Source organism: Roseovarius salincola (assembly GCF_026891095.1).
In the GTDB taxonomy this organism is placed as follows: domain Bacteria; phylum Pseudomonadota; class Alphaproteobacteria; order Rhodobacterales; family Rhodobacteraceae; genus Roseovarius; species Roseovarius salincola.
This window is the reverse complement of sequence record NZ_JAPTNL010000009.1, coordinates 101,193-125,562: the sequence shown is the minus strand read 5'-3', so window position 1 is coordinate 125,562 and position 24,370 is coordinate 101,193. Positions and strand designations below refer to the sequence as shown.

Annotated in this window: 25 protein-coding genes; 12 read left to right on the top strand and 13 right to left on the bottom strand. The window is 63.9% G+C overall.

Annotation, left to right across the window (positions count from 1 at the left end; translation table 11 throughout):
* Position 1: 1 nt before the first annotated feature.
* From N5A93_RS11600 to N5A93_RS11565, 8 genes are all read right to left on the bottom strand, one after another.
* Complete coding sequence (locus N5A93_RS11600; RefSeq protein ID WP_268955258.1) at positions 2-2,062, bottom strand: enoyl-CoA hydratase/isomerase family protein; 2,061 nt, start codon at positions 2,060-2,062, stop codon at positions 2-4.
* Between the two features lie 101 nt (positions 2,063-2,163).
* Complete coding sequence (locus N5A93_RS11595) at positions 2,164-2,376, bottom strand: hypothetical protein (RefSeq protein ID WP_268955257.1); 213 nt, start codon at positions 2,374-2,376, stop codon at positions 2,164-2,166.
* 116 nt (positions 2,377-2,492) lie between these two features.
* Positions 2,493-2,816 (bottom strand): TraR/DksA family transcriptional regulator, encoded by a 324-nt coding sequence (locus N5A93_RS11590; protein WP_268955256.1) that lies wholly within the window; start codon positions 2,814-2,816, stop codon positions 2,493-2,495.
* Between the two features lie 62 nt (positions 2,817-2,878).
* Complete coding sequence (locus N5A93_RS11585) at positions 2,879-3,865, bottom strand: FliM/FliN family flagellar motor C-terminal domain-containing protein (RefSeq protein ID WP_268955255.1); 987 nt, start codon at positions 3,863-3,865, stop codon at positions 2,879-2,881.
* 85 nt (positions 3,866-3,950) lie between these two features.
* On the bottom strand, positions 3,951-6,647 hold the full coding sequence (locus N5A93_RS11580; protein ID WP_268955254.1) for a sensor histidine kinase: 2,697 nt from the start codon (positions 6,645-6,647) through the stop codon (positions 3,951-3,953).
* Positions 6,648-6,914 carry a hypothetical protein gene (locus N5A93_RS11575; RefSeq protein ID WP_268955253.1) on the bottom strand — a complete coding sequence of 89 codons (267 nt, stop codon included), beginning with the start codon at positions 6,912-6,914 and terminating at the stop codon, positions 6,648-6,650.
* Positions 6,911-7,279, bottom strand: a complete 369-nt coding sequence (locus tag N5A93_RS11570) for a response regulator transcription factor (protein WP_268955252.1) — start codon at positions 7,277-7,279, stop codon at positions 6,911-6,913. The genes N5A93_RS11575 and N5A93_RS11570 overlap by 4 nt, the downstream gene beginning before the upstream one ends.
* A 71-nt stretch (positions 7,280-7,350) precedes the next feature.
* Positions 7,351-8,679, bottom strand: coding sequence for a helix-turn-helix domain-containing protein (locus tag N5A93_RS11565; protein WP_268955251.1), 1,329 nt, complete (start codon positions 8,677-8,679; stop codon positions 7,351-7,353).
* A 222-nt stretch (positions 8,680-8,901) separates the two neighbouring features.
* Here N5A93_RS11565 and N5A93_RS11560 point away from each other — a divergent pair, with 222 nt between their 5' ends.
* The 9 genes from N5A93_RS11560 to N5A93_RS11520 all read left to right on the top strand — a co-directional run bounded on the left by N5A93_RS11560 (position 8,902) and on the right by N5A93_RS11520 (position 18,615).
* A complete protein-coding gene (locus N5A93_RS11560) occupies positions 8,902-10,248 on the top strand; it encodes a substrate-binding protein (RefSeq protein WP_268955250.1) in 1,347 nt (448 codons plus the stop codon).
* A gap of 98 nt (positions 10,249-10,346) precedes the next feature.
* Positions 10,347-11,378: a branched-chain amino acid ABC transporter permease gene (locus tag N5A93_RS11555; RefSeq protein WP_268955249.1), complete on the top strand. Its 1,032-nt coding sequence runs from the start codon at positions 10,347-10,349 to the stop codon at positions 11,376-11,378.
* 3 nt (positions 11,379-11,381) lie between these two features.
* Complete coding sequence (locus N5A93_RS11550; protein WP_268955248.1) at positions 11,382-12,587, top strand: branched-chain amino acid ABC transporter permease; 1,206 nt, start codon at positions 11,382-11,384, stop codon at positions 12,585-12,587.
* A gap of 12 nt (positions 12,588-12,599) precedes the next feature.
* The gene (locus N5A93_RS11545; protein WP_268955247.1) at positions 12,600-13,355 is read left to right on the top strand and encodes an ABC transporter ATP-binding protein; all 756 of its coding nucleotides are present in this window, start codon (positions 12,600-12,602) and stop codon (positions 13,353-13,355) included.
* A gap of 15 nt (positions 13,356-13,370) precedes the next feature.
* On the top strand, positions 13,371-14,126 hold the full coding sequence (locus tag N5A93_RS11540; RefSeq protein WP_268955246.1) for an ABC transporter ATP-binding protein: 756 nt from the start codon (positions 13,371-13,373) through the stop codon (positions 14,124-14,126).
* Positions 14,127-14,212: 86 nt separating this feature from the next.
* Positions 14,213-16,159 carry an acetate--CoA ligase gene (gene acs / locus N5A93_RS11535; protein WP_268955245.1) on the top strand — a complete coding sequence of 649 codons (1,947 nt, stop codon included), beginning with the start codon at positions 14,213-14,215 and terminating at the stop codon, positions 16,157-16,159.
* Between the two features lie 167 nt (positions 16,160-16,326).
* Complete coding sequence (locus N5A93_RS11530; protein ID WP_268955244.1) at positions 16,327-17,355, top strand: DMT family transporter; 1,029 nt, start codon at positions 16,327-16,329, stop codon at positions 17,353-17,355.
* Between the two features lie 47 nt (positions 17,356-17,402).
* Positions 17,403-18,260, top strand: coding sequence for a DMT family transporter (locus N5A93_RS11525; RefSeq protein WP_268955283.1), 858 nt, complete (start codon positions 17,403-17,405; stop codon positions 18,258-18,260).
* Between the two features lie 82 nt (positions 18,261-18,342).
* Entirely contained in the window at positions 18,343-18,615 is a 273-nt protein-coding gene (locus tag N5A93_RS11520; protein ID WP_268955243.1) for a YMGG-like glycine zipper-containing protein, read from the top strand.
* A 54-nt stretch (positions 18,616-18,669) separates the two neighbouring features.
* On the opposite strand, the gene queF is transcribed toward N5A93_RS11520, so the two are convergent.
* From queF to queC, 4 genes are read right to left on the bottom strand one after another with little or no spacing between them, the layout of a single operon-like run.
* Complete coding sequence (gene queF / locus N5A93_RS11515) at positions 18,670-19,134, bottom strand: preQ(1) synthase (protein ID WP_268955242.1); 465 nt, start codon at positions 19,132-19,134, stop codon at positions 18,670-18,672.
* A gap of 13 nt (positions 19,135-19,147) precedes the next feature.
* On the bottom strand, positions 19,148-19,894 hold the full coding sequence (gene queE / locus N5A93_RS11510; protein WP_268955241.1) for a 7-carboxy-7-deazaguanine synthase QueE: 747 nt from the start codon (positions 19,892-19,894) through the stop codon (positions 19,148-19,150).
* Entirely contained in the window at positions 19,873-20,229 is a 357-nt protein-coding gene (queD, locus tag N5A93_RS11505) for a 6-carboxytetrahydropterin synthase QueD (RefSeq protein ID WP_268955240.1), read from the bottom strand. The genes queE and queD overlap by 22 nt, the downstream gene beginning before the upstream one ends.
* Positions 20,229-20,921 (bottom strand): 7-cyano-7-deazaguanine synthase QueC, encoded by a 693-nt coding sequence (queC, locus tag N5A93_RS11500; RefSeq protein WP_268955239.1) that lies wholly within the window; start codon positions 20,919-20,921, stop codon positions 20,229-20,231. Before queC ends, queD begins: the two co-directional genes overlap by 1 nt.
* A 157-nt stretch (positions 20,922-21,078) precedes the next feature.
* On the opposite strand from queC, the gene N5A93_RS11495 reads away from it, so the two are divergent.
* The 3 genes from N5A93_RS11495 (at position 21,079) to accC (ending at position 23,666) form a co-directional block, all read left to right on the top strand.
* Positions 21,079-21,621 carry a LuxR C-terminal-related transcriptional regulator gene (locus N5A93_RS11495; RefSeq protein WP_268955238.1) on the top strand — a complete coding sequence of 181 codons (543 nt, stop codon included), beginning with the start codon at positions 21,079-21,081 and terminating at the stop codon, positions 21,619-21,621.
* 170 nt (positions 21,622-21,791) lie between these two features.
* Complete coding sequence (gene accB / locus N5A93_RS11490) at positions 21,792-22,304, top strand: acetyl-CoA carboxylase biotin carboxyl carrier protein (protein WP_268955237.1); 513 nt, start codon at positions 21,792-21,794, stop codon at positions 22,302-22,304.
* Positions 22,305-22,316: 12 nt separating this feature from the next.
* The gene (gene accC / locus N5A93_RS11485) at positions 22,317-23,666 is read left to right on the top strand and encodes an acetyl-CoA carboxylase biotin carboxylase subunit (protein WP_268955236.1); all 1,350 of its coding nucleotides are present in this window, start codon (positions 22,317-22,319) and stop codon (positions 23,664-23,666) included.
* 10 nt (positions 23,667-23,676) lie between these two features.
* On the opposite strand, the gene N5A93_RS11480 is transcribed toward accC, so the two are convergent.
* Positions 23,677-24,357: a class I SAM-dependent methyltransferase gene (locus N5A93_RS11480; protein ID WP_268955235.1), complete on the bottom strand. Its 681-nt coding sequence runs from the start codon at positions 24,355-24,357 to the stop codon at positions 23,677-23,679.
* Positions 24,358-24,370: the final 13 nt, after the last annotated feature.

Here is a 24,370-nt window from a genome sequence, read left to right as displayed (position 1 = left end):
TTCAGGCACCGGGGCGTCGAAAGAACCCCTCGCCATTCTTGACCATCGCCTCGATCATCGGGTGCGGTGTCCAGATCGCGGATGCCAGCGGCGCCGCCTGTTTCATCGTCTTGAGCAGTACCAGCAGGCCCAGCAGATCCGCCTGCAAAAGCGGGCCGCCCTGCGCCGCCGCAAAGCCGAGTCCCCGCACCATCACCAGGTCCAGATCCGACGCACGTTGAACCACCTGCCCCGCCAGCAGGCGCGCAGACTCGTTCACCAATGCCGCATGCAATGCCCGCGCCGGATCAAGTTCCGGCACCGCGTCGCGCCCGTTGGCCCGGCGTTCCTCGGCCCAGGCAAGGATCGCAGGATCAGGCCGCTTGTCGCCCTCTGCAGGGTAGATGTATATTCCCTTGCCCGCTGCGCGCCCGCCCGCGCCTGCCGCAATCCGTCTGGATAAAAGCGACGTGCCCGCCAGGCGCTGCTGCCCGCGCAGATCACCGATCAGGTCAAGCCGCGCCAGAACCCGTTCCAACCCTTCGGCATCGGCTGTCTCGAATGGTCCCGACGCAAAGCCAAGGTCGCGCGCCGCCTCGTCCACCTCGTAGGGCGACCAGCCGCATTCGGCCAGGGCAAGTGCCGCGCGCATCAGTCCCGTCTGAAGTTCGTCGCCCGCGCTTGCGCCGGTTGCCGTCGCGCGCACGACGATGCGGCCCATCTCACCCAACAGTCGCACCAGGCCGGCGACCGCCTCGGGCGCCACCGCATCGGGCACGAGGATTTCGACCAGCCGCATGCTCTGCACAGGACGATAGAGCCGCAGCCCCAGCAGCCGGTCGGGCGCAGGCACCTCCAGCCTGCGCGTGGCGATCTCGCGGGCAGTGCCCAGGACCGACCAGATCGCGTGCGCGCCCAGATCGCCGCTTTCGGGCACGGCGCAGGCGCCGCTGTCAACCACCAGGTCGGCCGCCGCCAGCGCCTCGCGCCCCGGCGCGACCGCCAGCCGGTGCAGACAGGCCTCCCTTGCCGCGCCCGTCAGGTGCCGGTGCTTGACCCTGTCATCCAGAATCCGCGCAATCCGCGAGATCGCGGCATTGGCCTGTTCGACCGATGGCGAAAGGATATCGACCTGCCGACCCGCTAGAAGGCAAGCGACAGAAAATTCGGCATGCTCCGCGCTCGCGCCCAGCATCAGCACACGCATCGGGGGGTCGACCGGGCCTGCGCGCCCCGGCTCGGGCATGATCCCCGCGCGGCGCTCGGCGGTATAAAGATGGCGGCGGCACAGCGCGTCCGCCGCGCGCAGCCGGTCACGAAACAGGGTCTGCTCAAGCACCAGCCCCTGCTCGAAGGGCAAAAGATGCGCGGCTTCGATGCATTTCAGCAAATCGGCTTCGGCGCCTTCCCTCCCCTTGATCCGGGCGGTGACGGCGGCAACGGCGCGCTGATAACCCTCGGGGTCAGAAAGGCCGCGTCTGCGCGTGCGGGTCGGGGTCCAGGCGCCGCGATCCGCGAGACTGCGCGCAAGTTGCAGCGCCGGGGCCAGCGGGTCCCCCGTGACCAGCCGGTCGCAAAGCCGTGCAAGGCGCGGATCATCGGCCTGCGCAGGCTGCCCCGACAGAAGAAATTCCAGCGAGGCCTGCGCGCCGATGAGGCGCGGCAGGCGTTGCGTCGCGCCGCCGCCGGGGATGAGTCCGAGCGAAAGATCGGGCTGCGCCAGCCGGGTCGTGGACTCGGCGACACGGGCATGCGCCGCCAGCGCCAGTTCCAGCCCGCCGCCCAATGCCGCACCATGCAGCGCGGCCACCACGGGTTTGGGGGCCGTCTCGATCAGGGTGCACAGATCGCCGATCCAGGGATCGGCCAGTTCGCCGTCATATTCGGCAATGTCGATGCCGCTGGAAAAGACGCTACCGGCACCGCGCAGCACGAGCGCGCGCACGTCGTCGCGCCCGAATGCCTCATTCAGGGTCTGCGCCAGTTGCACGCGCAGTCCCGGCGCCAGCGCATTGGCCACCGGGCGATCCAGCGTGACGATCGCGATGCCGTCGCTGAGTTCAATGTGAACTTCCGACGTCACTCCGTTCCCCGCCTGTGAATACCCAAATCATCTGCCTGCAATTACTACGAAGAATCGCATCGCACGCAAGCGTCGCCTCGGGGTTCCGGCATATGTCGGGGTCAAACCGGCATGTTGTCGAACTGCGCCTCGATCGACTCGTTCACCAGATCCTCATGCAGATCGTGGATGTCCGCAGGCACCGACAGGCCCTTGCTTTCCATCATCTCGATGAGTTGGCCAAGTTGCGGCGCGAAGGCGTGACGCGTATCGGGGTTCGCCTCCCGAATTTCGTCCTTGAGCGTCAAAAGCCGGGTTGTCAGGTCTGTCGTCATTTCCTCCTCCTACGTCGTCGTCTTGTTCGCGTTCCTCGCTCTCGTTGCCATGGACGTCTTTGCGGCCACGATGGCAGGCCCGTTATGCCCCACCCGAAACCATAGCACGGCCGGCGTCAGAGCGCTGCTGCGCATTCCCTGCAAAAAGGGGTCTCGGGCAGCGTATCAAGCCGCTCGGCGGATATCTGCTCGCCACAGCTGGTGCAGATTCCATAAGAGCCGTCACGCAGCCTTTGCAGTGCCGCACGGATGCGAATGATCTCGTCCTGCCCACTCTGTCCCAGATGCTCGAGCACCTCGTCGCCTTCCCGCTCGATGGCGGCATCATCCCAATCCTTGGAATGGGGCTCATCCAGTGCGCTTTCGATCCTGTGAAGCCGGCTATCCAGTTCTGCCAGCCGCCCCATCAGGACGTCGCGGTATTTCTGTGTCGATTGCATGATGTTCCTCCGTCCGCACAGTTCACAGTGTCATATGGGAACGCCCCCGGCCTTGATACAAGTCAAGACTCGCGCAGCGCCGGCACGGGCGCGGGTTGCGCCGGATCTTCGGTGGCGGCCTCGGCCTGACCGGCGCCGATCTGCGCCGCCGGCCGGGACGCCCCCGCTTCATCCGCCGGATCCGAGGGACCAAGCAGTCTCACGGCCCGCCAGCCCCCCGTCTGCCCCAGCTGCGCCGGGGCGACCGGATGGCTTCCCGCCGCCATGAGTGTCGTGTCGTCAATCGATCTGCGCGAGAGGTTCAGCACCGTGCCCGGCATGAGCGCGCAGACGTCTCGCAGCGGCAGAGACAGACGCGCGATCACCGCGTCCAGCACGACCGGTGCGCCAAGCGCGTTGCCTCGCAGCGTGGTGCCACCCTGCGCGACATCCGGCGCCGCGCGCTTGGCCGGTTCATGCGGCAGCAACAGGGTCATCACCCCGGTTTTCGCGCCCTCACCCAGATCGACGGTCACCCGGAACAGATCGAAATCCGGTGCATCCAACGCCAGAGTCAGCGTGCGCAGATCCTCGACCATGTCACCAAAACGGAAACCGGGCGGGGCGGCCGAATCGGGGCGATCCGCGCGCCCCGCAAGGAATGCATCGACCCGCTCCAGCATCGAATCCACCAGCGGCGCCGCGATCGCCGCATCGGTCCGCGTGACATTGCGCGGCGCGGCCTCCGCCCGCTCGACGGTGCCAATGGTCTGCACCTCGACAAGTGCGGCCATGAACTGCGTATCGAATCTGAGCGCGCCACGGCGCGCATCCGGGCCGTCCAGCAACAAAAGCAGGCCATCCTCGCCCATTTCCCGCGCTATGGCGCCATGCGCCAGAACGCTTTGTTCCAGCGTGGCCACCGTCGCCGCCAGATCCAGAACCGCATCCGCGGCACGCGCCAGCGACAGGCGCAGCGCCCGCGATGGCGACATGGCGCGCGCATCGAATACCTTTCGCGCATCCGCCGCCTTGCGATGTATGACCGAATGACCCTCCTGCCTGCCCATCTTGCCCGCCGTTGCCCTGCCGATAGCCGCGCCCCGCCAGCGCAGGCCGCTCCCCAATTTAACGCCGGGAAGGTTAACAAGAGCCTTATGCGGAAGCGGTGGACCCGGCGGTGTCCGGGGACTGGGGCAGCGTCACACGGAAAGCCGCGCCGGACTGGCCGGGCAGATAGCTGATGTCGCCCCCCAGCCGCGCCATGATTTCCCGGCAGATCGCCAGACCGAGTCCTGCGCCCCCCGCCTTGGTTTCGCCGATACGCGAGAATTTTTCGAAGATCATTGACTGGTGATCGGTCGGAATACCCGACCCATTGTCGATGAAGTCGATCAGCAGACGATCGTTTTGCCGCTTGGGCGCAATCTTCAGCACCGGGCTGGCAGAATCGCAGTATTTTCGCGCGTTGGAAATGAGGTTGATGAAGACCTGCGCCAGCCGGTCCAGATCGGTGGTCAGCATGACATCCTCGGCCAGGCGGTCGCGCTCGATCCGAAAGGTCCGCTTGTCGAGCCCGGAGGCCGCGATGGCGCGATCCAACAGCGCGTCCAGATGTCCGGTCTGGCTGTTGAGCACAACCTGCCCGTTTTCCAGCACGCTCAGGTCCAGCAGGTCGTCAAGAAGCCGCGTCAGGCGCACGGTCTCGTCATGGATGATGGCGGCATATTTGCTTTTCTCGGCGGCCTTCAGGCCCCTGGTGTCACGCAAGATTTCGGAAAATGCCCGGATCGAGGTCATCGGCGTGCGCAATTCGTGGCTGATCTGGCTGAGAAATGCATCCTTCTGCACCGAAAGCTGGGTCAGCTTCTGGTTGGCCTCGCGCAGTTGACGGGCGGTGCGTTCCTGTTCTTCGGTCTTGGCCTCCAGGCGGCTCGAATATTCCATGATCTGGGCGGTCTCGTCGGCCACGGCCATCAGGTCTTCGACCGACACGGTGGCGCCGCCCACGATCTGAGAGATCATCGCATGCGCCGTGGCCGCCCCGACCGAGCCCGAAAGTTCGCGCTCCAGCTCCTGAAGGAAGTCGGGGCTGGGTTCGGGCAGATACCCCGCCAGCCCCTGACGTGTCGCGGCGGTGGCAAACAGCGCCTGCGCCTGTGGCGCGCCGATGATGCGCTGCGACATGATCAACAGGTCCTCGCTCTGGGCCAGCCCGCCGGTCCAGCCCGCCGTGTTGCCCGAATGCTCGAACACATTGACGAATTGCGCGCCCTGCAGGCGCTCGACCGGGCGCGGGAAGCTGATGATCGAGACGGTGACGAAAACGATGGTGTTCAGCGACATGCTCCACATCACTGCATGCACCAGCGGATCCATCCCTTCCGTCCCGAACAACGCCTGCGGGCGCAGCCAGTGCAAACCGAACAGGCCGTGATCCAGCACCGCCTGCGGCAGCGCCGAGGACGGCCCGAAACTGGGCAGGAACAGGCAATACATCCACACCGCGAACCCCGTTGCCAGCCCGGCCAATGCGCCGGTGTGGTTCGCCGCGCGCCAGAACAGCCCGCCCATCAGCGCCGGCAGAAACTGCGCCACACCCGCGAAAGAGACCAGCCCGATCTCAGCCAGCGCCGTGCCCCCGCCCGACATGTGAAAATAGAGATAGCCCAGCAGAACGATCCCCGCGATGGATATTCGCCGCGCCAGCAAGGCGACGTTGCGCAGATCCCCCGACATCACCGCCGAACCGCCGGTGATCCACAACCAGACCGGCATCACCACATGGTTCGAAACCATCGTCGAGAGCGCGATCGCCGCCACGATGACCATCGAGGTGGCCGACGAGAACCCACCGATGAAGGACAGGATCGCCAGCCCGTCACGCCCCTCCTGCAAGGGCAGCGTCAGAACGAACAGGTCCGGGTTGGCGCCCTCGGGCAGAACATCCAGCCCGACCGCCGCGATCGGCAGCACAAACAGGCTCATCAGCATGAGGTAGGCCGGAAATGCCCAGGAAGCGGTGCGCAGATGGCCCTCGTCCTCGTTCTCGACAACCATCACCTGAAACATGCGCGGAAGGCACAGGAACGCAGCCGCCGACAACATGGTCAGCCCGACCCACCGGCTGCCCGACACCTCCCAGGCGGCAATCGGCGAGGCATCAATCCGCGCCAGCGTCTCGCCAATGCCCCCGGCAAGGCCCCAAACCACGAAAACCCCCACCGCCAGCAACGCGAACAGCTTCACCACCGCCTCGAGCGCGATGGCCATGACCACACCGTGATGACGCTCATTCGCATCGAGGTTACGCGTGCCGAAAAGGATCGTGAACACCGCCAGCCCAAGTGCCACCCAAAGCGCGATGGATTGCTGGCTCGGCAGTTCGGTGCCGGTGGGCTCATTGGCCGCGAAGGTCGCGAAGGACAGGGTGACCGATTGCAGTTGCAGCGCGATATAGGGCGTGGTGCCGATCACCGCGAGCACGGTGACGAAGACCGCCAGCAGGTTGGACTTGCCATAGCGCGACGAGATCAGGTCGGCGACCGAGGTGATCCGCTGGCTGCGCCCCACCCGCACCATCTTGCGCAGGGTCCACCACCAGCCGATCATCACCAGCGTCGGCCCCAGGTAGATCGTGACGAATTCAAGCCCCGATCGCGCCGCGAACCCCACAGCGCCATAGAAGGTCCAGGCCGTGCAATAGATCGACAGCGACAACGTGTAGACGACCGGCGAACGCAGCCATGTGCCACGCCCGCGCCGCGCGGCGCGGTCGGCGCCAAAGGCGATTGCGAAAAGGAAGGTCACGTAAAGAAAACAGACCAGGACCAGAACGTTGAGCGTGGCCATTCACCACTCTCCGGTATCGGGAGGGTCCTGTTTCTCCTGGCGCAGATAGCGCGAGATCACCGCCGTCAGCACGGTCAGGACAAGCCATGTCGAAAAGATGTAGAACATGACCCGCGTGGTCGGCGTCGCCTCGCCCTCGATCCCCCACAGCAACGGCAGCCCGAACAGCGCCGCCCCGAGGATCGGCAGCAGACGTGCCGCGTCCGCCATCCGGCGCCGCCGATAGGTGCGCCGCTCCAGAAAGACCGGGCCACGTTCACTGCTCATGAGGCCACCATGCTGCGCACCACCTCTAAAACGTCTGCATTCGAGAAGGGCTTGGTCATGAAGCGGTTGACGCCCGACTGCTCTGCCAGTTCACGGTCCTTCACCTGTCCGCGCGCCGTCAGCATCAGCACCGGCATACCCGACAGTTCGCTGTCCGACCGGATTTCGTGCAGGATATCAAAGCCGCTCTTGCCCGGCAGCATCACATCGAGGATCACGAGGTCCGGCCTCCTGGCGCGCACCGCATCTATCGCGTCATGTCCGTTGGAATGGGTTTTGACGTCCCATCCGTCGCGGGACAGGATGAAGCTGACGGCTTCGATGATGTTGGGTTCGTCTTCGATCAGAAGAACTCGTCTACCCATTCAATCGGCCTCCCCTCCAGTCGAACGCGAACCGTGCCACCGCACGTTTATCGTCAATGTCTGCGCAACTGTCAAAATCCGTCTGCAACAATCGACGGCTCACGCCGCGCCGCGCACCCCCTGAGCGGACAAATCCGGCAACTGACCCCGACATCGCGCACCAACGCGTCGCCCGGCCCGCCCCCCGCGCTCTCGCCCCTGTCCGATCTGTCTGGGAGGATCAGCATATGCGCCCGCATCAGCGCCGGACGTTCGAAGGTGGCCGGGGCAAGCTGCTCGGCGGCGGCCAGCGCCAGCACCGTTTCCTGGCCGCGCCCCGCCTGGCGCAGACGCACCCGGACCGGCACCTGCGGCTGCCCCAGAACCTGAAACAAAGGCCAGAGCGCACAGGCGCCGGCATCGCGCGGCATGGCAAAACGCGGAAACGGGCGGCGAAAGATCAGCGCGCCCGACGCGTCGCAACTCACCAGCCCGACCAGCCCCGCTTCGCTTTCCGGCAGCGCCGCGATGCGGCGGAAGACCGTGGGCAGATCGCAGTCAAAGACCTGCGCAAGCCGCTCGGGCGCGGGGTCGCGGCGCATCTCCTCCAATACGCGCTCCAGCGGCAGGCGCGTGGCGTCCGCGCGGTATTGCTCAAGCGCGTCCAGCGCCAGACGCCGCGCCGCATCCGAAACCAGCGCTTCGGCCTGCGCCACGATCGTCTGCGCGACCCGCGATCCCGCGCCACCCTCGAGCGCGGGAAAATGGAACCCGTTCGCCGACAGGAAGGCCAGCAGCTCATACTGCGGCGACTTGATCTCGGCCTCTGTGTTTGCCGCGCCCTCGAGATAGCGTACCAGCGATTCGGCGCCTTCGGCCAGACGGCGGCTGTCTTCGTCGATATTACGGTGAAAGCGGTTCTGCCATTCAGGTTCCAGCGCCTCGGTCTCGACCAGGATCGAAGAGGTCGATCGGATCGCGGTCACCGTCGAGATCACCTCATGCAGCGAATCCGCCAGATGCGGGTCATGCGCCAGCCGGTCGGTCAGGGTTTCGACAGTGCGCTGCAGCGCCTCGGCGCGACCATGCAGATCGACCAACAGGCGCGCCCAGCCCGGAAAACGCCCGGCGAATTCCTCGGCGCGGCGGGTTTCGACGCCCTGCGCGGCCTGCGTGCCCGCCGCCTCGCGCAGCCCGTGGATCAGCGTCGCCTCGGCCCCCTCGGACAGAAGGGCGGGTTCGACCTCAAGCGCATCGGCAATCCCAAGCAGCGTCTTACCGCCGATTCTGCGCCGGTTATGTTCGATCAGGTTCAGGTATGATGGTGAAATTCCGACGCGGCGGGCCAGTTCGGACTGGCGCATCCCGTTCATCACGCGCCTTTCGCGGATGCGGTTGCCGATCATCGAACTTTCGGGCATCGGAAATTTTCCTGCAATTCGCGTGTCTTCCACGGTTTTTTTGCAATTCTTTTACAAAAAATGCAATCTTTCTGTCTAGTTTTTTACAAAAAAATCGTTCATGCAAAAGCAGTTGTTGCGAAATTTTCTTTCATCTTGCGATAATACATTTGCACATCTGTGCCACGTGGGGGAGCGCAGAGGAGGCGTATCCCCCATGCATTTCATAATGGGAGGATATCTATGTCCAAATCCAATCTCACGCGTCGTGGATTGCTGAAAACCAGTGCGGTTGCCGGTGCCGGCGTCGCGCTGCCGACAATCTTCACCGCATCCTCGGCCGCAGCATACATGAACGAGCCCACGGGTTCGTCTGTCACCCTCGGCTTCAACGTGCCCCAGTCCGGCCCCTATGCCGACGAAGGCGCCGACGAACTGCGCGCCTATGAACTGGCGGTCGAGCACCTGAACGGTGGCGGCGACGGCGGCCTCATGAACACGTTCAGCTCCAAGGAGCTCGACGGCAACGGCATCCTGGGCAAGAAAGTCGAGTTCGTCACCGGCGACACCCAGACCAAATCGGACGCAGCCCGCGCCTCCGCACGCTCAATGATCGAGAAGGACGGCGCGATCATGATCACCGGTGGGTCCAGTTCCGGTGTGGCCGTGGCCGTGCAGGATCTGTGCCAATCGGCAGGCGTCATCTTCATGGCTGGCCTCACGCATTCCAACGACACGACCGGCAAGGACAAGAAGGCCAACGGTTTCCGCCACTTCTTCAACGCCTACATGTCGGGTGCCGCTCTGGCGCCAGTGCTGCAAAGCCTCTACGGGTCGGATCGCAAGGCGTATCACCTGACCGCTGACTACACCTGGGGCTGGACGCAGGAAGAATCCATCGTCGCAGCCACCGAGGCGCTCGGCTGGGAAACCGTGAACACGGTCCTCACCCCGCTGGCAGCAACAGACTTCTCGTCCTACATCGCGCCGGTGATGAACTCGGGCGCAGATGTGCTGGTTCTGAACCATTATGGCGGGAACATGGTCAACTCTTTGACCAACGCCGTGCAGTTCGGCCTGCGTGAGAAGGAAGTGAACGGCAAGAACTTCGAAATCGTCGTGCCGCTCTATTCGCGTCTGATGGCCCGTGGTGCCGGTGAGAACGTCAAGGGCATTCTCGGATCGACCAACTGGCACTGGTCGCTTCAGGACGAGGGCTCCAAGCAGTTCGTCAAGTCCTTTGGCGAGAAGTACGGCTTCCCGCCCAGCCAGGCCGCGCAGACATGCTACGCACAGACCCTGCTTTACGCAGATGCCTGTCAGCGTGCGGGGACCTTCAACCCCTGTGGTGTCGCCGAGGCTCTGGAAGACTTCGAATTCGACGGGCTGGGCAACGGCCCGACGCTCTATCGTGCAGCGGATCACCAGTGCTTCAAGGACGTTCTGGTCGTGCGCGGCAAGGAGAACCCGACCAGCGAGTTTGACTTGCTGGAAGTGGTGGAAGTCACGCCCGCGGCACAGGTTACCTACGAACCGGATCATCCGATGTTCGCAGGCGGCAATCTCGGCAGCTGCAACCCCGGCTCCTGAGGCCGGCAAGGTGTCCGGCCGCGCGTGTTTCGCGCGGCCGGATTCGATCCGTCACCATCGGATAAACCACCACTTCTCTTAACCCACGGGTGGGAACAATGGACGCTATCATTCTGCAAATCCTGAACGGGCTGGACAAAGGTTCCGCCTATGCGCTGATCGCGCTTGGCCTGACTCTGATCTTCGGCACGCTGGGCGTGGTGAACTTCGCGCATGGCGCGCTGTTCATGATCGGCGCATTCTGCGCGGTCACATTGTCGAGGATACTCAATCTCAGCTTCGAGATTGTCGACGAAAGCCGGACAGATTTTCTCGGCAACCCGCTCAAGTTCAAGACAACCTATATCGAGACCTGGCTCGGCCCTGAAATGGGCGGTACCATCATCGAATGGGCGGTGCCACTGGCCATCCTGTTCTCGATCCCGATCATGATCGCCATCGGCTTCATCATGGAGCGCGGGTTAATCAAGCACTTCTACAAGCGTCCCCATGCCGACCAGATCCTCGTGACCTTCGGCCTCGCCATCGTGCTTCAGGAGATCATCAAGTATTTCTACGGCGCCAACCCGATCCCCACCCCGGCGCCATCGGCCCTCACCGGCAGCTTAGATTTCGGCGAACTCCTCGGCTTTCAGGCCAACGCGGTCATCTATCCATACTGGCGCCTGGTCTATTTCGTCTTCGCGGCGTTGATCATCGGCGGGGTCTTCGCCTTCCTGCAATTCACCACTTTCGGCATGGTGGTGCGCGCGGGCATGGCGGATCGTGAAACCGTCGGCCTGCTGGGCATCAACATCGACCGCCGATTCACCATCATGTTCGGCATCGCCGCCGCGGTGGCGGGGCTTGCGGGCGTGATGTATGCGCCGATCAATTCACCGAACTACCACATGGGCATGGATTTCCTCGTGCTCAGCTTCGTGGTGGTGGTGGTCGGCGGCATGGGCTCGCTGCCCGGTGCCGTCCTCGCCGGGTTCCTTCTGGGGATCCTCGAAAGCTTCGCTTCGATGAACGAAGTCAAGTCGATCTTTCCCGGTATCGACCAGATCGTCATCTATCTCGTTGCTATCATCATTCTGCTGACGCGTCCCCGTGGCCTGATGGGCCGCAAGGGCGTGATGGAGGACTAAGCCATGTTCGGTCTTGACAAGAAAGACACCTCACTCCTGATCATCGTGGCGGCCCTGACCATGCTGGCGCCATTCCTCCTCAACCCCTTTCCGGCCGAAAGTGCGATGGCGCAGTTCAACGCGGGCTATCCCGACCTGATGCAGCGTTTCGTGATCTTCGGCATCTTCGCGATTGGCTTCAACATCCTGTTCGGTCTGACCGGCTACCTCTCGTTCGGCCACGCGGCCTTCCTCGGGGTGGGCAGCTATTCGGCGGTCTGGATGTTCAAGCTGCTCAGCATGAATGTTGTACCCGCCATTCTCCTGTCGGTCGTCGTCGCCGGGGTCTTCGCGCTGCTGATCGGCTTCGTCTCGCTGCGCCGCTCAGGGATCTACTTCTCGATCCTCACACTGGCCTTCGCGCAGATGAGCTTCAACCTCGCCTATTCGGTTCTGACACCAATCACCAACGGTGAAACCGGCCTGCAACTGACGCTGAATGACCCGCGGGTGCTTGGCGTCTCGTCCACGGCGGATGGCTCGATCCCGGTCACCAACCTGTTCGGCGCCGAGATGCGCGCGACATACGAACTGGCGCTCGGCCCTTGGAACTTCCAGTTCAACACAGGCTATTACCTGAGCGCGATCCTGATGCTTCTGTCCTTCTATCTGGCGATCCGGATCTTCCGCTCGCCTTTCGGAATGATGCTGCGCGCAGTCAAGTCCAATCAGACCCGGATGAATTATACCGGCCTCAACTCGCGCCCCTATGCGCTGGCGGCCTTCGTGATCTCGGGTATGTATGCCGGGCTTGCAGGTGGTCTGATGGCCTCGATGGACCCGCTTGCAGGCGCCGAGCGGATGCAGTGGACCGCCAGTGGCGAAGTCGTGCTGATGACCATCCTGGGCGGTGCGGGCACGCTGATCGGCCCGGTTCTGGGTGCGGGCTTCATCAAGTATTTCGAGAACATCTTCTCGAAAATCAACGAGAGCATCCTGCACAAGTGGTTTGCATTCATGCCCGACGGGCTCGAGGATACGCTGATCGCGCTTGTCTACCCCTTCATCGGAAAGGGCTGGCACCTGACCCTGGGCATCCTGTTCATGCTCGTGGTTATCTTCCTGCCCGGTGGTCTTGTCGAAGGCGGCCAGCGGATCGGTCGGCTCTTCCGCCGCAAGAAAAGCGACGAGAAATCCGACAAGTCCAGCCAGTCCACGCCTGCGGAATAAGGAGAGGGATCAATGGGTATCCTCGAAGTCAAGAACGTCAACAAGCGTTTCGGCGGCCTACAGGCCCTGGGCGATGTCAATCTCAGCGTGGCAGAGAACTCCTGCCACGCCATCATCGGTCCCAACGGCGCGGGCAAGTCCACACTGCTCAACGTGCTGGTGGGTAAACTGATCCCGGATACCGGCAGCGTCATGTTCGACGGCCAGTCGGTGCTGGGGCGCAAACCCTACGAGATCAACCAGATGGGCATCTCGCGCGTCTTCCAGACTCCCGAGATCTTCGGCGATCTCAGCGTGCTGGAAAACATGATGATCCCGATCTTCGCCAAGCGCGACGGATCGTTCCGGATGCATGCGATCGAAAGAAGCGACCAGGAGAAAGAAGTAGTTGAAAAGGCCGAGTCTCTGCTTGAAGACCTCAACATGGTCGACAAGCGCCATTTCCACTCCGCCTCGATGAGCCGCGGCGACAAGCGCCGCCTCGAGATCGGCATGTGCCTGGCGCAGAGTCCCCGGCTGTTGCTGCTCGATGAGCCCACCGCCGGCATGGCGCGGGCCGACACCAACAACACCATCGACCTGCTCAAGCAGATCAAGGACGAGCGCGACATCACCATCGCCATCATCGAACATGACATGCATGTTGTGTTCTCGCTCGCCGAACGGATCACCGTGCTGGCGCAGGGAACTCCGCTGGTGGAAGACACGCCCGAAAAGATCAAGGGCCACCCCAAGGTGCGCGAAGCCTATCTCGGCGAAGCGGCCTAAGAAGGAGATCACGAGATGAACGTCAAACCGGACTTCTCCAAGGGCAAGAACTACGCCGAAACCGCCCCGGCCTTCCTTTCGGTCTGGGAAATGCAGGCCTATTACGGCGAAAGCTATATCGTCCAGGGGATCAACTTCAACGTCCACGAAGGCGAGATCCTCGCGCTTCTGGGCCGCAACGGCGCGGGCAAGACGACGACGCTGCGCGCCATCGCGCGGATGGACAGCCCGCAGCTGAACCACGGCGAAATCTGGCTCGATCACCAGGCGCTTCACAACATGAAGAGCCACGAGGCCGCCGCCGCCGGTATCTCCCTCGTTCCCGAGGACCGCTGCGTCATTCCCGGCCTCACCGTCGAGGAGAACCTCGAACTGGCGCAGATCGCTCCGCCCGTTGGTTGGTCGCTCGAGCGCCTTTACGAGCTCTTTCCCCGGCTCGCCGAACGGCGCCGCCAGGAAGGCGTGACCCTGTCGGGCGGCGAACAGCAGATGCTGGCCGTGGCCCGCGCGCTGGCGCGCGACATCAAGGTCTTGTTGCTCGACGAACCCTATGAAGGGCTGGCCCCGGTGATCGTGGACGAGATCGAAAAGACCCTGCGCCTGATCAAGGAACAGGGCATCACCACGATCCTTGTCGAGCAGAACGCGGTGCGCGCGCTGGAACTCGCCGACCGCGCCGTGATTCTCGACACCGGTTCGATCGTGTTCGACGGCACCGCTTCCGAGGTGCTGGAGAACGAAGAGCTGCGCGCCGAATACCTGGCGATCTGAACGCGCCTCCCGGTCCTGGCGGCGCTTGCATAAGCGCTGGCAGGCCCCTACCCTTTCTGCGAACTTCAAGAACGTAAAGGCCAGACATGTCCGACAAGATATATCCCCCCTCCAAAGAATTCGCCGCCGGGGCCCATGTGGACGCCGACCGTTATGAAGACCTCTATGCCGCCTCGATCAACGATCCCGAGGCCTTCTGGGCCGAACATGGCAAGCGCATCGACTGGATGAAGCCCTTCACCAAGGTGAAGAATGTGGATTTCAACTTCGGCAGCGTCTCGATCAAATGGTTCGAGGACGGCACGCTCAACGTTGCGGCCAATTGCGTTGACCGCCATCTGGAAACCCGTGGCGATCAGACTGCGATCATCTGGGAGCCCGACGAGCCGGGCGACGAGGCTCGCCACATCACCTACCGCGAATTGCACGAAAACGTCTGCAAGATGGCGAACGTGTTCAAGAATCTCGGCATCAAGAAGGGCGACCGGGTCGTGATCTACCTGCCGATGATCCCCGAGGCCGCCTATGCGATGCTGGCCTGCGCGCGGATCGGCGCGATCCATTCCATCGTCTTCGCCGGGTTCTCGCCCGATGCGCTTGGCGCGCGGATCAACGGCTGCGACGCCAAGCTGGTGATCACCGCCGATTCCGCCCCGCGCGGCGGGCGCAAGACCAAGCTCAAGGACAACGTCAACCAGGCCTTGCTGCATGACGTGGACGATGTGAAATGCCTCGTGGTGCGCCGCACCGGCGACCAGATCGCCTGGCGCTCGGAAGGCGATTACTGGCTGCATGAGGAATTGGAAAAGGTTGATGCCGACTGCCCGCCCGTGGAAATGAACGCCGAAGACCCGCTGTTCATCCTCTATACCAGCGGCTCCACCGGCCAGCCCAAGGGCGTCGTGCACAGCCAGGGCGGCTATCTTGTCTGGGCGGCGATGACGCACGAGCTGACCTTCGACTATCACGAGGGCGACGTGTTCTGGTGCACCGCTGATGTCGGCTGGGTCACCGGCCACAGCTATATCGTCTATGGTCCGCTGGCCAATGGCGCGACCACGCTGATGTTCGAGGGCGTGCCCACCTATCCCGATGCCGGGCGGTTCTGGGCGGTGTGCGAAAAGCACAAGGTCAACCAGTTCTACACCGCCCCCACCGCGATCCGCGCGCTGATGGGCCAGGGCAACGAATTCGTCGAAGGATACGACCTTTCCGATCTCAAGGTGCTCGGCACCGTTGGCGAACCGATCAACCCCGAGGCATGGAACTGGTATAACGAGGTGGTCGGCAAGGGGAACTGCCCCATCGTCGACACCTTCTGGCAGACCGAAACCGGCGGTCACCTGATCACGCCACTGCCCGGCGCCATCGCCACCAAGCCCGGCTCTGCGACCAAACCCTTCATCGGGGTCCAACCGGTGGTTCTGGAAACCGAATCCGGCAAGGAGATCACCACGACCGAAGCCTCGGGCGTGCTGGCCCTCAAGGATAGCTGGCCGGGACAGATGCGCACCGTCTGGGGCGATCATGACCGCTTTCAAGCCACGTATTTCCAGCAATACAAAGGCTATTACTTCACCGGCGACGGCTGCCGGCGCGATGCTGACGGCTATTACTGGATCACCGGACGCGTCGATGACGTGATCAACGTCTCGGGGCACCGCATGGGCACCGCCGAGGTGGAATCAGCCCTCGTCGCCCATGCCAAGGTCGCCGAGGCTGCGGTTGTGGGCTATCCCCACGACATCAAGGGCCAGGGCATCTATGCCTATGTCACCCTGATGACCGGCGAGGAACCCAGCGACGAGCTGCGCAAGGAGCTCGAGGCCTGGGTGCGCTCGGAGATCGGCCCGATCGCCAAGCCCGACCTCATCCAGTGGGCACCCGGCCTGCCCAAGACCCGCTCGGGAAAGATCATGCGCCGCATCCTGCGCAAGATCGCCGAGAACGATTATGGCAGCCTCGGCGACACCTCGACCCTCGCCGATCCCGGCGTGGTGGACGACCTGATCGAGAACCGCCGCAACCGCTGACCAACCCGCATATGGCGCGACGGTCGCCACCCCCGCATGGCCCCTGCCCTGCGGGGGTTTCCTTTTTTGTCGCAAACAAGCGAGACCCGCGTCGCTATCGCCCTATTGTTACCGGCACGGTGCCAACAGACCCGGCGCCTCCACCATTAACATGCGGATGAGCCTCCATGTCGTTGCTGGCACCCGACAGCCCGAGACTGCCCTCCCGTGCGCTGCACGGCATTCTCTGTGTCGAAATCGGGATGCTGTTCTTCGTCGCTCAGGACGCGATGATGAAAACCATGCTGGACAGCTATCCGGTCTGGCAATTGATCTTCGCGCGGGCGGTTGTGTCGGTGCTTTTGCTTTTGCCGCTGGTGGCGCTCCTGGGCGCGCCGCACCGGCTGCGCACGCCGCTCTGGCCGCTGCACATGGCGCGCGCGGCGCTCTTCACGCTGGGGTTTTCGATGTTCTACGCCGCCTTTCCGTTCATGGGGCTGGCCGAAGTGACGACGATCTTCTTCTCGGCGCCGCTGATCACCGCCCTGATGGCCACGGTCTTTCTCAAGGAGACCATCGGCATACACCGGGGCTGGGCCTTGGCGGTGGGGTTCGCGGGCGTGATCGTTGCGATGAACCCTGCGGGCGAGGCATTTTCCTGGGTCGCGGTGTTGCCACTGACCTGCGCCGTCACCTATGCCGCCTCGCAGATCATCGCCCGGCGCATCGGCGACCGCGAAAGCACGCTGACCGTGGGGCTTTACACGCTGGGTTTCTCGGGCCTGATGATCCTGCCGATGGGCTGGGCCTTCAACCAGATCGTCCCGTCGGCAGCGGGCTTCCCGCATCTTGCCTGGCCGCCCGTGCCGGTGTCGCTCGCCGATCTGCCGGGGCTCGCGTTGCTGGGGCTTCTGGGAATGGCGGGCTACATGCTCCTGTCGCGCGCCTATCAGGTGGCCAATGCCAGCCTGGTGGCGCCATTCGACTATACCTACCTTCCATTCGCGGGGCTTCTGGGCTATGCGCTCTGGGATGAACTTCCGCCCGTCAACACGCTGATCGGCATGGCGCTGATCGTCGGCAGCGGGCTTTACCTTGGCTATCGCGAATTGCGCGCCGGGCGCGACACGTCCGACCCCGCCATCGTCGCCGAAGGGGTGTTCGTTCCCGGCAGCCCCCTGCCCCAGCAAATCCCCGAGGAGGAAGACGCCCTTTGACCCATGCCGCCCTGATCCTGCCGCAGCGCGATCTGCGTGGCATCGCCATGGTCTTCTGCGCAGGGGTGCTGTGGTCGACCGTGGGCTTGGGTATCCGCCTGATGGAAGAGGCGCTCGTCTGGCAGATCCTGTTTTATCGCTCGATCAGCCTGGCGCTGCTGCTTTATGTGGTGATCCGCCTGCGCACCGGCCGCTGCCCCTTTGCGCTGGCGCGCGCAACCGGTCTGCCCGGCGTGATCGCCGGGCTTGCGCTGGTCGCGGCCTATACCGGCGGGATCTACGCGGTTCAGACCACCTCGGTCGCCAACGCGATGCTGCTCTTCGCCAGCGCGCCCTTGCTGGCAGCGGTGCTTGGCCGGGTGATCCTGCGCGAATCCGTGCGCCCCCAGACATGGGTGGCGATCGCCGTGGCCTGCGCCGGGATCGTGGTGATGGTCTGGGACAAGACCGGTGATTCGGCGCTCAGGGGGAATCTGGCCGCGCTTGGCTCGGCGACGGGCTTCGCGGTCTTCACCGTGGCGCTCAGATGGGGGCGGGCAGGCGAAATGATGCCGGCGGTTTTCCTGTCGGGACTGTTCGCCGTGCCGATCATGGGGGCGATCTGCCTCGGCGCGGGCTTGCCTCTGGTGCTTTCGCCCCATGATACCGGGCTGTCGCTGGGCATGGGGGTGTTTCAGGTCGGCGCCGGGCTTATCCTTTATACCATCGGCTCAAAGACGGTGCCGGCGGTGGAACTGACGCTGCTTTCGCTGGCCGAAGTGGTGCTTGGCCCGATCTGGGTCTGGCTGGTGCTGGGCGAAACCGCCACCACGCATACACTTCTGGGCGGTGCGATCCTGCTTGCCGCCATCGCCGGCAACGCCCTGTCGGGCGCCAAGCGCAAGCCGCCGCCACCCATTGTCTGAGCCGTCAGGGCTGCACGACCCGCGCCAGCGTGCTAAGCTGCAGTGGCCTTCGACCAAACCAATTCAAAGAGAGGTTCATGGAATGCAAAAGATTCTTCTTGCCACCGCTTGCGCCGCCAGCCTTGTGCTGACCGGCTGCATGACAGCAGAACAGGAACGCCAGGCCGCAGGCGCGGCGATCGGCGGCAGCCTGGGGCTGATCACCGCCAAGGCGCTTGGCGCAAGTGACAATTGGACAGTGGTTTCCACACTGGCAGGCGCCGGCGCGGGCGCGCTGGTGGCGCGCAACCGCGACAACAACACCTGCGCCTATGCGCGTGGCGACGGCACCTATTACCGTGCCCGCTGCCCCTGATACGACAGAATGAGACCGGGGCGTCGCGCCAAACAGCGCGGCGCCCTTTTCATGTCAGCCGCGCCCGCGATAAGGTGCAACCCCCTGATCGGGAATCCAGACCCCGTCGGGCATGTCTCCGGTCTGGTAGAATACATCAATGGGAATGCCGCCGCGCGGATACCAATATCCCCCGATCCGCAGCCATTTCGGCTCGAGGAAATCGGTCAGGCGGCGCGCGATGGTCACGGTGCAATCCTCGTGAAAGGCGCCGTGATTGCGAAAGCTGCCCAGGAACAGCTTGAGCGACTTGCTTTCCACCAGCCATTCACCCGGCACGTAATCGATCACCAGATGCGCGAAATCCGGCTGCCCTGTCATCGGACAGAGCGAAGTGAACTCGGGCGCTGTGAAACGCACGTTATAGGCCACATCCGCCTGCGGGTTCCTGACCCGCTCCAGTTCGGCCTCATCGGGGCTTTGCGGCATCGCCGCCATGCCGCCCAATTGCTTGAGATCCTTGTAGATATCGTCGCTCATATCGTCTTTCCCGTCATACGCCGCGCTTGTTGCCCCACAACATTACATGCAATTGCGGCAAGACCCGCGCCTGAAACCATCCATCCTGCGTGACCTTGTCCACCAGCCAGCGCATCCGCTCATCCACGCCCGCCTGATCGACCGATGCATGATCGTCATCCGGCGGCGGCGGCGTGTGGTTGCCCGGCTGCAAGAACAGCGGCAATTGCGGATAGCGCGCCGCCACGTTGCGCGCCCATTGGTAATCGGTCTCGTCGAAGATCACGATTTTCATCACCATATCCGCGCCGCGCCCGGCATCGACACATGCCTGAAAGGCGGCCCAATCCACCTCCATCGCGCTCGATGGCGGCTTGGGGCTCAGCACCAGCATGTCCAGATCACCGAACCATTCGCGCGCCACCGACCCTTGCGTCTCCAGCGCGAAACAATAGCCCTTTTCATGGCCCATCCCGATCAACCCGCCCAAGGGCTGGATCGCCGGGTTCCCGCCCGACAGCGACACCAGCAGGGGCCGTGCGCCCGACAGGCGCGCGACCTCCTCCATGACCGCCCCGGCGCTCATCGGTGTCCAGCTTTCGCGATAGGCGCTGTCCACCGCATGCAGGCTGTCGCACCACGAACAGCGATAATCGCACCCGCCAAGGCGCACGAAGACCGTCGGCACGCCGATCAGCGCGCCTTCGCCCTGAATCGTCGGGCCGAATATCTCGGACACGCGCAGCGGGGTTTCGTCGCTCACGGCCGATACTCCGCCCATGTCTTGGGCGTCTCGCTCACGCGCACCGCCGACACCTCGGGCCATTGCGCCTGGCACCACTGAAAGAAATGTTTCGCCATGCGCTCGGCCGTGACGCAGTCGTCACCCAGCACATCGTTGAGATGCCGGTGATCCAGCTCGTCGTCGATATAGCGCTTCAACGCCGCCAGATCGTGATAATCGCGCACGAACCCGTGCCGGTTCAATTCCTCTGCGCGCAATTCCACGACGACAATGTAGTTATGCCCGTGCAGGCGCGCGCATTGATGATCGTCGGGCAGGCCGAACAACTGGTGCGAGGCCGAGAAATGGAACTCCTTGGTGATCGTATACATCACGCCACCCCCACGGTTTCGCGCCAGAAATCCGGGTCCGCATAGGTTGTCGGATCCTCTATCCCGGCCAGGTGAAACGCCTCGCGCCGCTCGACACAGGTGCCGCAGCGCCCGCAGTGAACCTCGCCGCCCTTGTAGCAGGACCATGTCAGCGCAAACGGCGTGCCGTGGCGCGCGCCCTCACGCACGATATCGGCCTTGGATATCTGCACGAACGGCGCATGAAGCGTGACATCCGCCACGCCCTCAAGCGCCCTCGTTTCCATCGCCTGAAAGGCGTCGATGAAACCGGGACGGCAGTCGGGATAGATGAAGTGATCGCCGCCATGCACGGCCACGGCCACCGCATCCGCGCCTTCGGCCGCCGCCATGCCGAACCCTACCGCCAGCATGATCGCGTTGCGGTTGGGCACGACCGTCGCCTTCATGGTTTCCTCGGCGTAATGCCCGTCGGGCACATCCACATCATCGGTCAGCGCCGACCCCGAAAGCGCCGCCCCGACGCCGCGCAGGTCGACCACACGATGCGCCACATCCAGACGCTCGGCGCAGAGCCGGGCGAAGTCCAGCTCTTTGGCGTGGCGCTGGCCATAATCGAACGACAGCAGCCCCGCCAAATCCTGTTCGGCGGCGACCTTGTGGGCAAGCGAGACGGAGTCCAGCCCGCCAGAGCAGATGACAATGGTCTTCATGATGTCCAGTCCTTGTTTTGAGCGGGTAGGCTGCGACCGCATAAAGCGCATCTAAGCCCTTCGGACCGCGATGACAAGGATATCGCCCAAGGGCCGCGCGGCCCCCGATCTCAACGCCGCTCTTGGATCATCCCGCACCAGCAGGCATACTTGCGCGATGGAAATCGACGCCCTCGCCTTCGAACATGCCCCGGTCGGGCTGACGCTGCTGGAGAACCGCATCATCCGCCGCTGCAACCTGCAATTCGCGGCGACCTTCGGTGGCAAAGCGGCGGATTTCACCGATGTGCCACTGGCGCGCTACTACCCCTCGATCGAAGATTACAGCCGGATCGGCGAACGCGCGCTGGCCATCATGCGCGAGACCGGACGCTACAGCGACGAGCGGGTGATGAAACGCCGCGACGGCACGCTGTTCTGGTGTCGTGCGCGCGGCCAGTCCGTCACGCCCGAAGACCCGTTTCGCCGCGGCATCTGGTCCTTTACCGACCTCTCCGAGGAACGCCCCCTTGTGGAACTGACCCAGCGCGAGCGCGAGGTCGCCATCCTGACCTGCCGGGGCATGACATCCAAGGAAATCGGCCTTGAACTGGGGCTCAGCTATCGCACCATCGAAGTCTATCGCGCCCGCCTCCTCGACAAGTTCCAGGCGCGCAAACTGGCCGAACTCGTCGCCAAACTCTCGGGGATGCCGCTCTGATCTTGACGCGGGGTGCCGTTTCGGTGCTTTTCCCCTCGCAAACGCTGACAAACTGGCCCAGTTTACAGGGGAATTGACCGCTTTTCTCAGCCCTCTGCATGGCCTATAAGCGGCCAAAATCAAAAACGCGGTGGCGCGGCGGCGTCCACCGCCAACGTTCGAGGACCCAAATGTCGAACAAGACCCATGACTCAGACGTGACCTTCATCAAAGCCCTGGCCGAACTCCTGAACGAGAACGACCTCACGGAACTGCAGGTCAAGCGCGAATATGGTGATCATGACGCGCTCAGCGTGCGTGTCAGCCGCAAACAGGAAATCGTCAGCCACGTCACCGCCCCGGCACCCGGCCCCGCCGCTCTGCCGGCGCCCACGGCCCCGGCCTCTGGCCCCGTGGCACCGGGCGGCCCTTCGGGCGATGCGGGCGCGGGCGAGGATCCCGCCAGCCATCCCGGCGCCGTGACCTCACCGATGGTCGGCACGATCTACATGCAGGCCGAACCCGGTGCGCCCTCCTTCGTCAGCGTCGGCGACCAGGTGGCCGAGGGCGACACCCTCCTGATCGTCGAGGCGATGAAAACCATGAACCACATCCCCGCTCCGCGCGGCGGCACCGTCAAGCGCATCCTCGTCGAGGATGGCGCCGCCGTCGAATACGGCGCGCCCCTGATGATCATCGAATAAGGGCCCCTGCGCATGTTCGACAAGATCCTGGTAGCAAACCGCGGCGAGATCGCGCTTCGTGTGATCCGCGCCGCGCGCGAAATGGGCATTCAGACAGTCGCGGTGCATTCCACCGCCGATGCCGATGCGATGCATGTGCGCATGGCCGACGAATCCGTCTGCATCGGCCCGCCCCCAAGCACAGAAAGCTACCTGTCGATCCCCGCGATCATCGCCGCCTGCGAAGTCACCGGCGCGCAGGCGATCCATCCGGGCTACGGCTTTCTGTCCGAGAACGCCAATTTCGTGCAGATCGTCGAGGATCACGACCTGACCTTCATCGGCCCGACCGCCGAACATATCCGCGTCATGGGTGACAAGATCACCGCGAAGGACACCATGAAGGCGCTTGGCGTGCCCTGCGTGCCCGGCTCGGACGGGGGTGTCCCCACGCTCGACGAGGCCCGCCGCCTCGGCGAGGAAATCGGCTACCCCGTGATCATCAAGGCCACCGCCGGTGGTGGCGGGCGCGGCATGAAAGTGGCCGAGACCGCCGCCGACATGGAAAAGGCATTCATGACCGCGCGCTCCGAATCGAAGGCTGCGTTCGGCAATGACGAAGTCTATATCGAGAAGTACCTCCAGAAGCCGCGCCATATCGAGATCCAGGTTTTCGGCGACGGCAAGGGCCGCGCCGTGCATCTGGGCGAGCGCGACTGCTCGCTCCAGCGCCGCCATCAGAAGGTGCTTGAAGAGGCCCCCGGCCCCTGCATCACCGAAGAGGAACGCGCGCGCATCGGCAAGACCTGCGCCGATGCCGTGGCCGCGATCAACTATACCGGCGCGGGCACGATCGAATTTCTCTACGAGGACGGCGAGTTCTACTTCATCGAGATGAACACCCGCCTCCAGGTGGAACATCCCGTGACCGAGGCGATCTTCGGGGTCGATCTCGTGCAGGAACAGATCCGCGTCGCCGAAGGGCACCCGATGTCCTTCATGCAAGAGGACCTGGTGATCAACGGCCACGCCATCGAAGTGCGCATCAATGCCGAGAAACTGCCCGATTTCGCACCGCGCCCCGGTCGTATCACGCAGTTCCACGCGCCTGGCGGGCTGGGCGTGCGGATCGATTCGGCGCTTTATGACGGCTACACGATCCCCCCCTATTACGATTCGCTGATCGGCAAGCTGATCGTGCATGGCCGCGATCGCAACGCTGCCCTCACGCGCCTGAACCGCGCCTTGGGCGAGCTGATCGTGGATGGGGTCGATACCACGGTGCCTCTGTTCCACGCGCTGTTGCAGGAACCCGACATCCAGTCGGGCAATTACAACATCCACTGGCTGGAAAAGTGGCTGGCCACCAATCTTCAGGGCTGAGGCGCGCGCCTCACTCCTGCGGGATCAGCGTGAAACTTGCCCGGCACTGCGTGCCGGCCTGATAGTAATCCGATATCCCGCTGCGCGCCGCGCCCGCGATGGCACGCCAGTCGATCCAGTCGATGTCGAACCCCGAACGGCGCGCCAGCAGCGCGATCGCGCCCCGGCTCGGGACAAGGCGCAGCCCTGCATGGCCCGGCATCGGGCGGCGGGCGCCATCAAGCAGCAGCATCGGCTCCTGCGTGACCGCGAACAGCCCGTCGCCGATCACCAGCTTGGGCTCAAGCTGCGCCAGCGCCCTGAACAAGTGGTCAAGGTCGGCCCGCCCTTCCAGCACATCCATCAGCGCGATCACGTCATGGCGCCGTTCCGCCGCGGCTTCGCCCGCAGCCTCCGCCACCGGATCGGCGCAGCGCAGCTCGATCCGTTCGCGCAGGCCCAGCTCGGGCTGATTGCCGAACTGCGCCACCAGCTCCGCGTTTGGCTCGACCCCGACGACCCGCAGCGCCCCGGCCGCCGCAAAGCTGTAGCACCAGCGCCCGTCACCGGCCCCCAGCAACAGCACCGCCGAATCCGCGATCACATGGCGGAAACCATCCACCAGCATCGCATGGCGCGCCTGTGCCCGGTTCGCCATCATGACATTCCCATCGGCGAATGCCCCCGCCGGTGTGTGATCGTGAACAATCATCTTATGGTCCCTT

What these genes read in the sequence shown, in the direction of transcription:
- N5A93_RS11595 (WP_268955257.1), bottom strand. Translation starts at nt 2,376, where the DNA reads ATGACGACAGACCTGACAACCCGGCTTTTGACGCTCAAGGACGAAATT.
- N5A93_RS11590 (WP_268955256.1), bottom strand. Translation starts at nt 2,816, where the DNA reads ATGCAATCGACACAGAAATACCGCGACGTCCTGATGGGGCGGCTGGCA.
- N5A93_RS11585 (WP_268955255.1), bottom strand. Translation starts at nt 3,865, where the DNA reads ATGGGCAGGCAGGAGGGTCATTCGGTCATACATCGCAAGGCGGCGGAT.
- N5A93_RS11580 (WP_268955254.1), bottom strand. Translation starts at nt 6,647, where the DNA reads ATGGCCACGCTCAACGTTCTGGTCCTGGTCTGTTTTCTTTACGTGACC.
- N5A93_RS11575 (WP_268955253.1), bottom strand. Translation starts at nt 6,914, where the DNA reads ATGAGCAGTGAACGTGGCCCGGTCTTTCTGGAGCGGCGCACCTATCGG.
- N5A93_RS11570 (WP_268955252.1), bottom strand. Translation starts at nt 7,279, where the DNA reads ATGGGTAGACGAGTTCTTCTGATCGAAGACGAACCCAACATCATCGAA.
- N5A93_RS11565 (WP_268955251.1), bottom strand. Translation starts at nt 8,679, where the DNA reads ATGCCCGAAAGTTCGATGATCGGCAACCGCATCCGCGAAAGGCGCGTG.
- N5A93_RS11560 (WP_268955250.1), top strand. Translation starts at nt 8,902, where the DNA reads ATGTCCAAATCCAATCTCACGCGTCGTGGATTGCTGAAAACCAGTGCG.
- N5A93_RS11555 (WP_268955249.1), top strand. Translation starts at nt 10,347, where the DNA reads ATGGACGCTATCATTCTGCAAATCCTGAACGGGCTGGACAAAGGTTCC.
- N5A93_RS11550 (WP_268955248.1), top strand. Translation starts at nt 11,382, where the DNA reads ATGTTCGGTCTTGACAAGAAAGACACCTCACTCCTGATCATCGTGGCG.
- N5A93_RS11545 (WP_268955247.1), top strand. Translation starts at nt 12,600, where the DNA reads ATGGGTATCCTCGAAGTCAAGAACGTCAACAAGCGTTTCGGCGGCCTA.
- N5A93_RS11540 (WP_268955246.1), top strand. Translation starts at nt 13,371, where the DNA reads ATGAACGTCAAACCGGACTTCTCCAAGGGCAAGAACTACGCCGAAACC.
- acs (WP_268955245.1), top strand. Translation starts at nt 14,213, where the DNA reads ATGTCCGACAAGATATATCCCCCCTCCAAAGAATTCGCCGCCGGGGCC.
- N5A93_RS11530 (WP_268955244.1), top strand. Translation starts at nt 16,327, where the DNA reads ATGTCGTTGCTGGCACCCGACAGCCCGAGACTGCCCTCCCGTGCGCTG.
- N5A93_RS11525 (WP_268955283.1), top strand. Translation starts at nt 17,403, where the DNA reads ATGGTCTTCTGCGCAGGGGTGCTGTGGTCGACCGTGGGCTTGGGTATC.
- N5A93_RS11520 (WP_268955243.1), top strand. Translation starts at nt 18,343, where the DNA reads ATGCAAAAGATTCTTCTTGCCACCGCTTGCGCCGCCAGCCTTGTGCTG.
- queF (WP_268955242.1), bottom strand. Translation starts at nt 19,134, where the DNA reads ATGAGCGACGATATCTACAAGGATCTCAAGCAATTGGGCGGCATGGCG.
- queE (WP_268955241.1), bottom strand. Translation starts at nt 19,894, where the DNA reads ATGGGCGGAGTATCGGCCGTGAGCGACGAAACCCCGCTGCGCGTGTCC.
- queD (WP_268955240.1), bottom strand. Translation starts at nt 20,229, where the DNA reads ATGTATACGATCACCAAGGAGTTCCATTTCTCGGCCTCGCACCAGTTG.
- queC (WP_268955239.1), bottom strand. Translation starts at nt 20,921, where the DNA reads ATGAAGACCATTGTCATCTGCTCTGGCGGGCTGGACTCCGTCTCGCTT.
- N5A93_RS11495 (WP_268955238.1), top strand. Translation starts at nt 21,079, where the DNA reads ATGGAAATCGACGCCCTCGCCTTCGAACATGCCCCGGTCGGGCTGACG.
- accB (WP_268955237.1), top strand. Translation starts at nt 21,792, where the DNA reads ATGTCGAACAAGACCCATGACTCAGACGTGACCTTCATCAAAGCCCTG.
- accC (WP_268955236.1), top strand. Translation starts at nt 22,317, where the DNA reads ATGTTCGACAAGATCCTGGTAGCAAACCGCGGCGAGATCGCGCTTCGT.
- N5A93_RS11480 (WP_268955235.1), bottom strand. Translation starts at nt 24,357, where the DNA reads ATGATTGTTCACGATCACACACCGGCGGGGGCATTCGCCGATGGGAAT.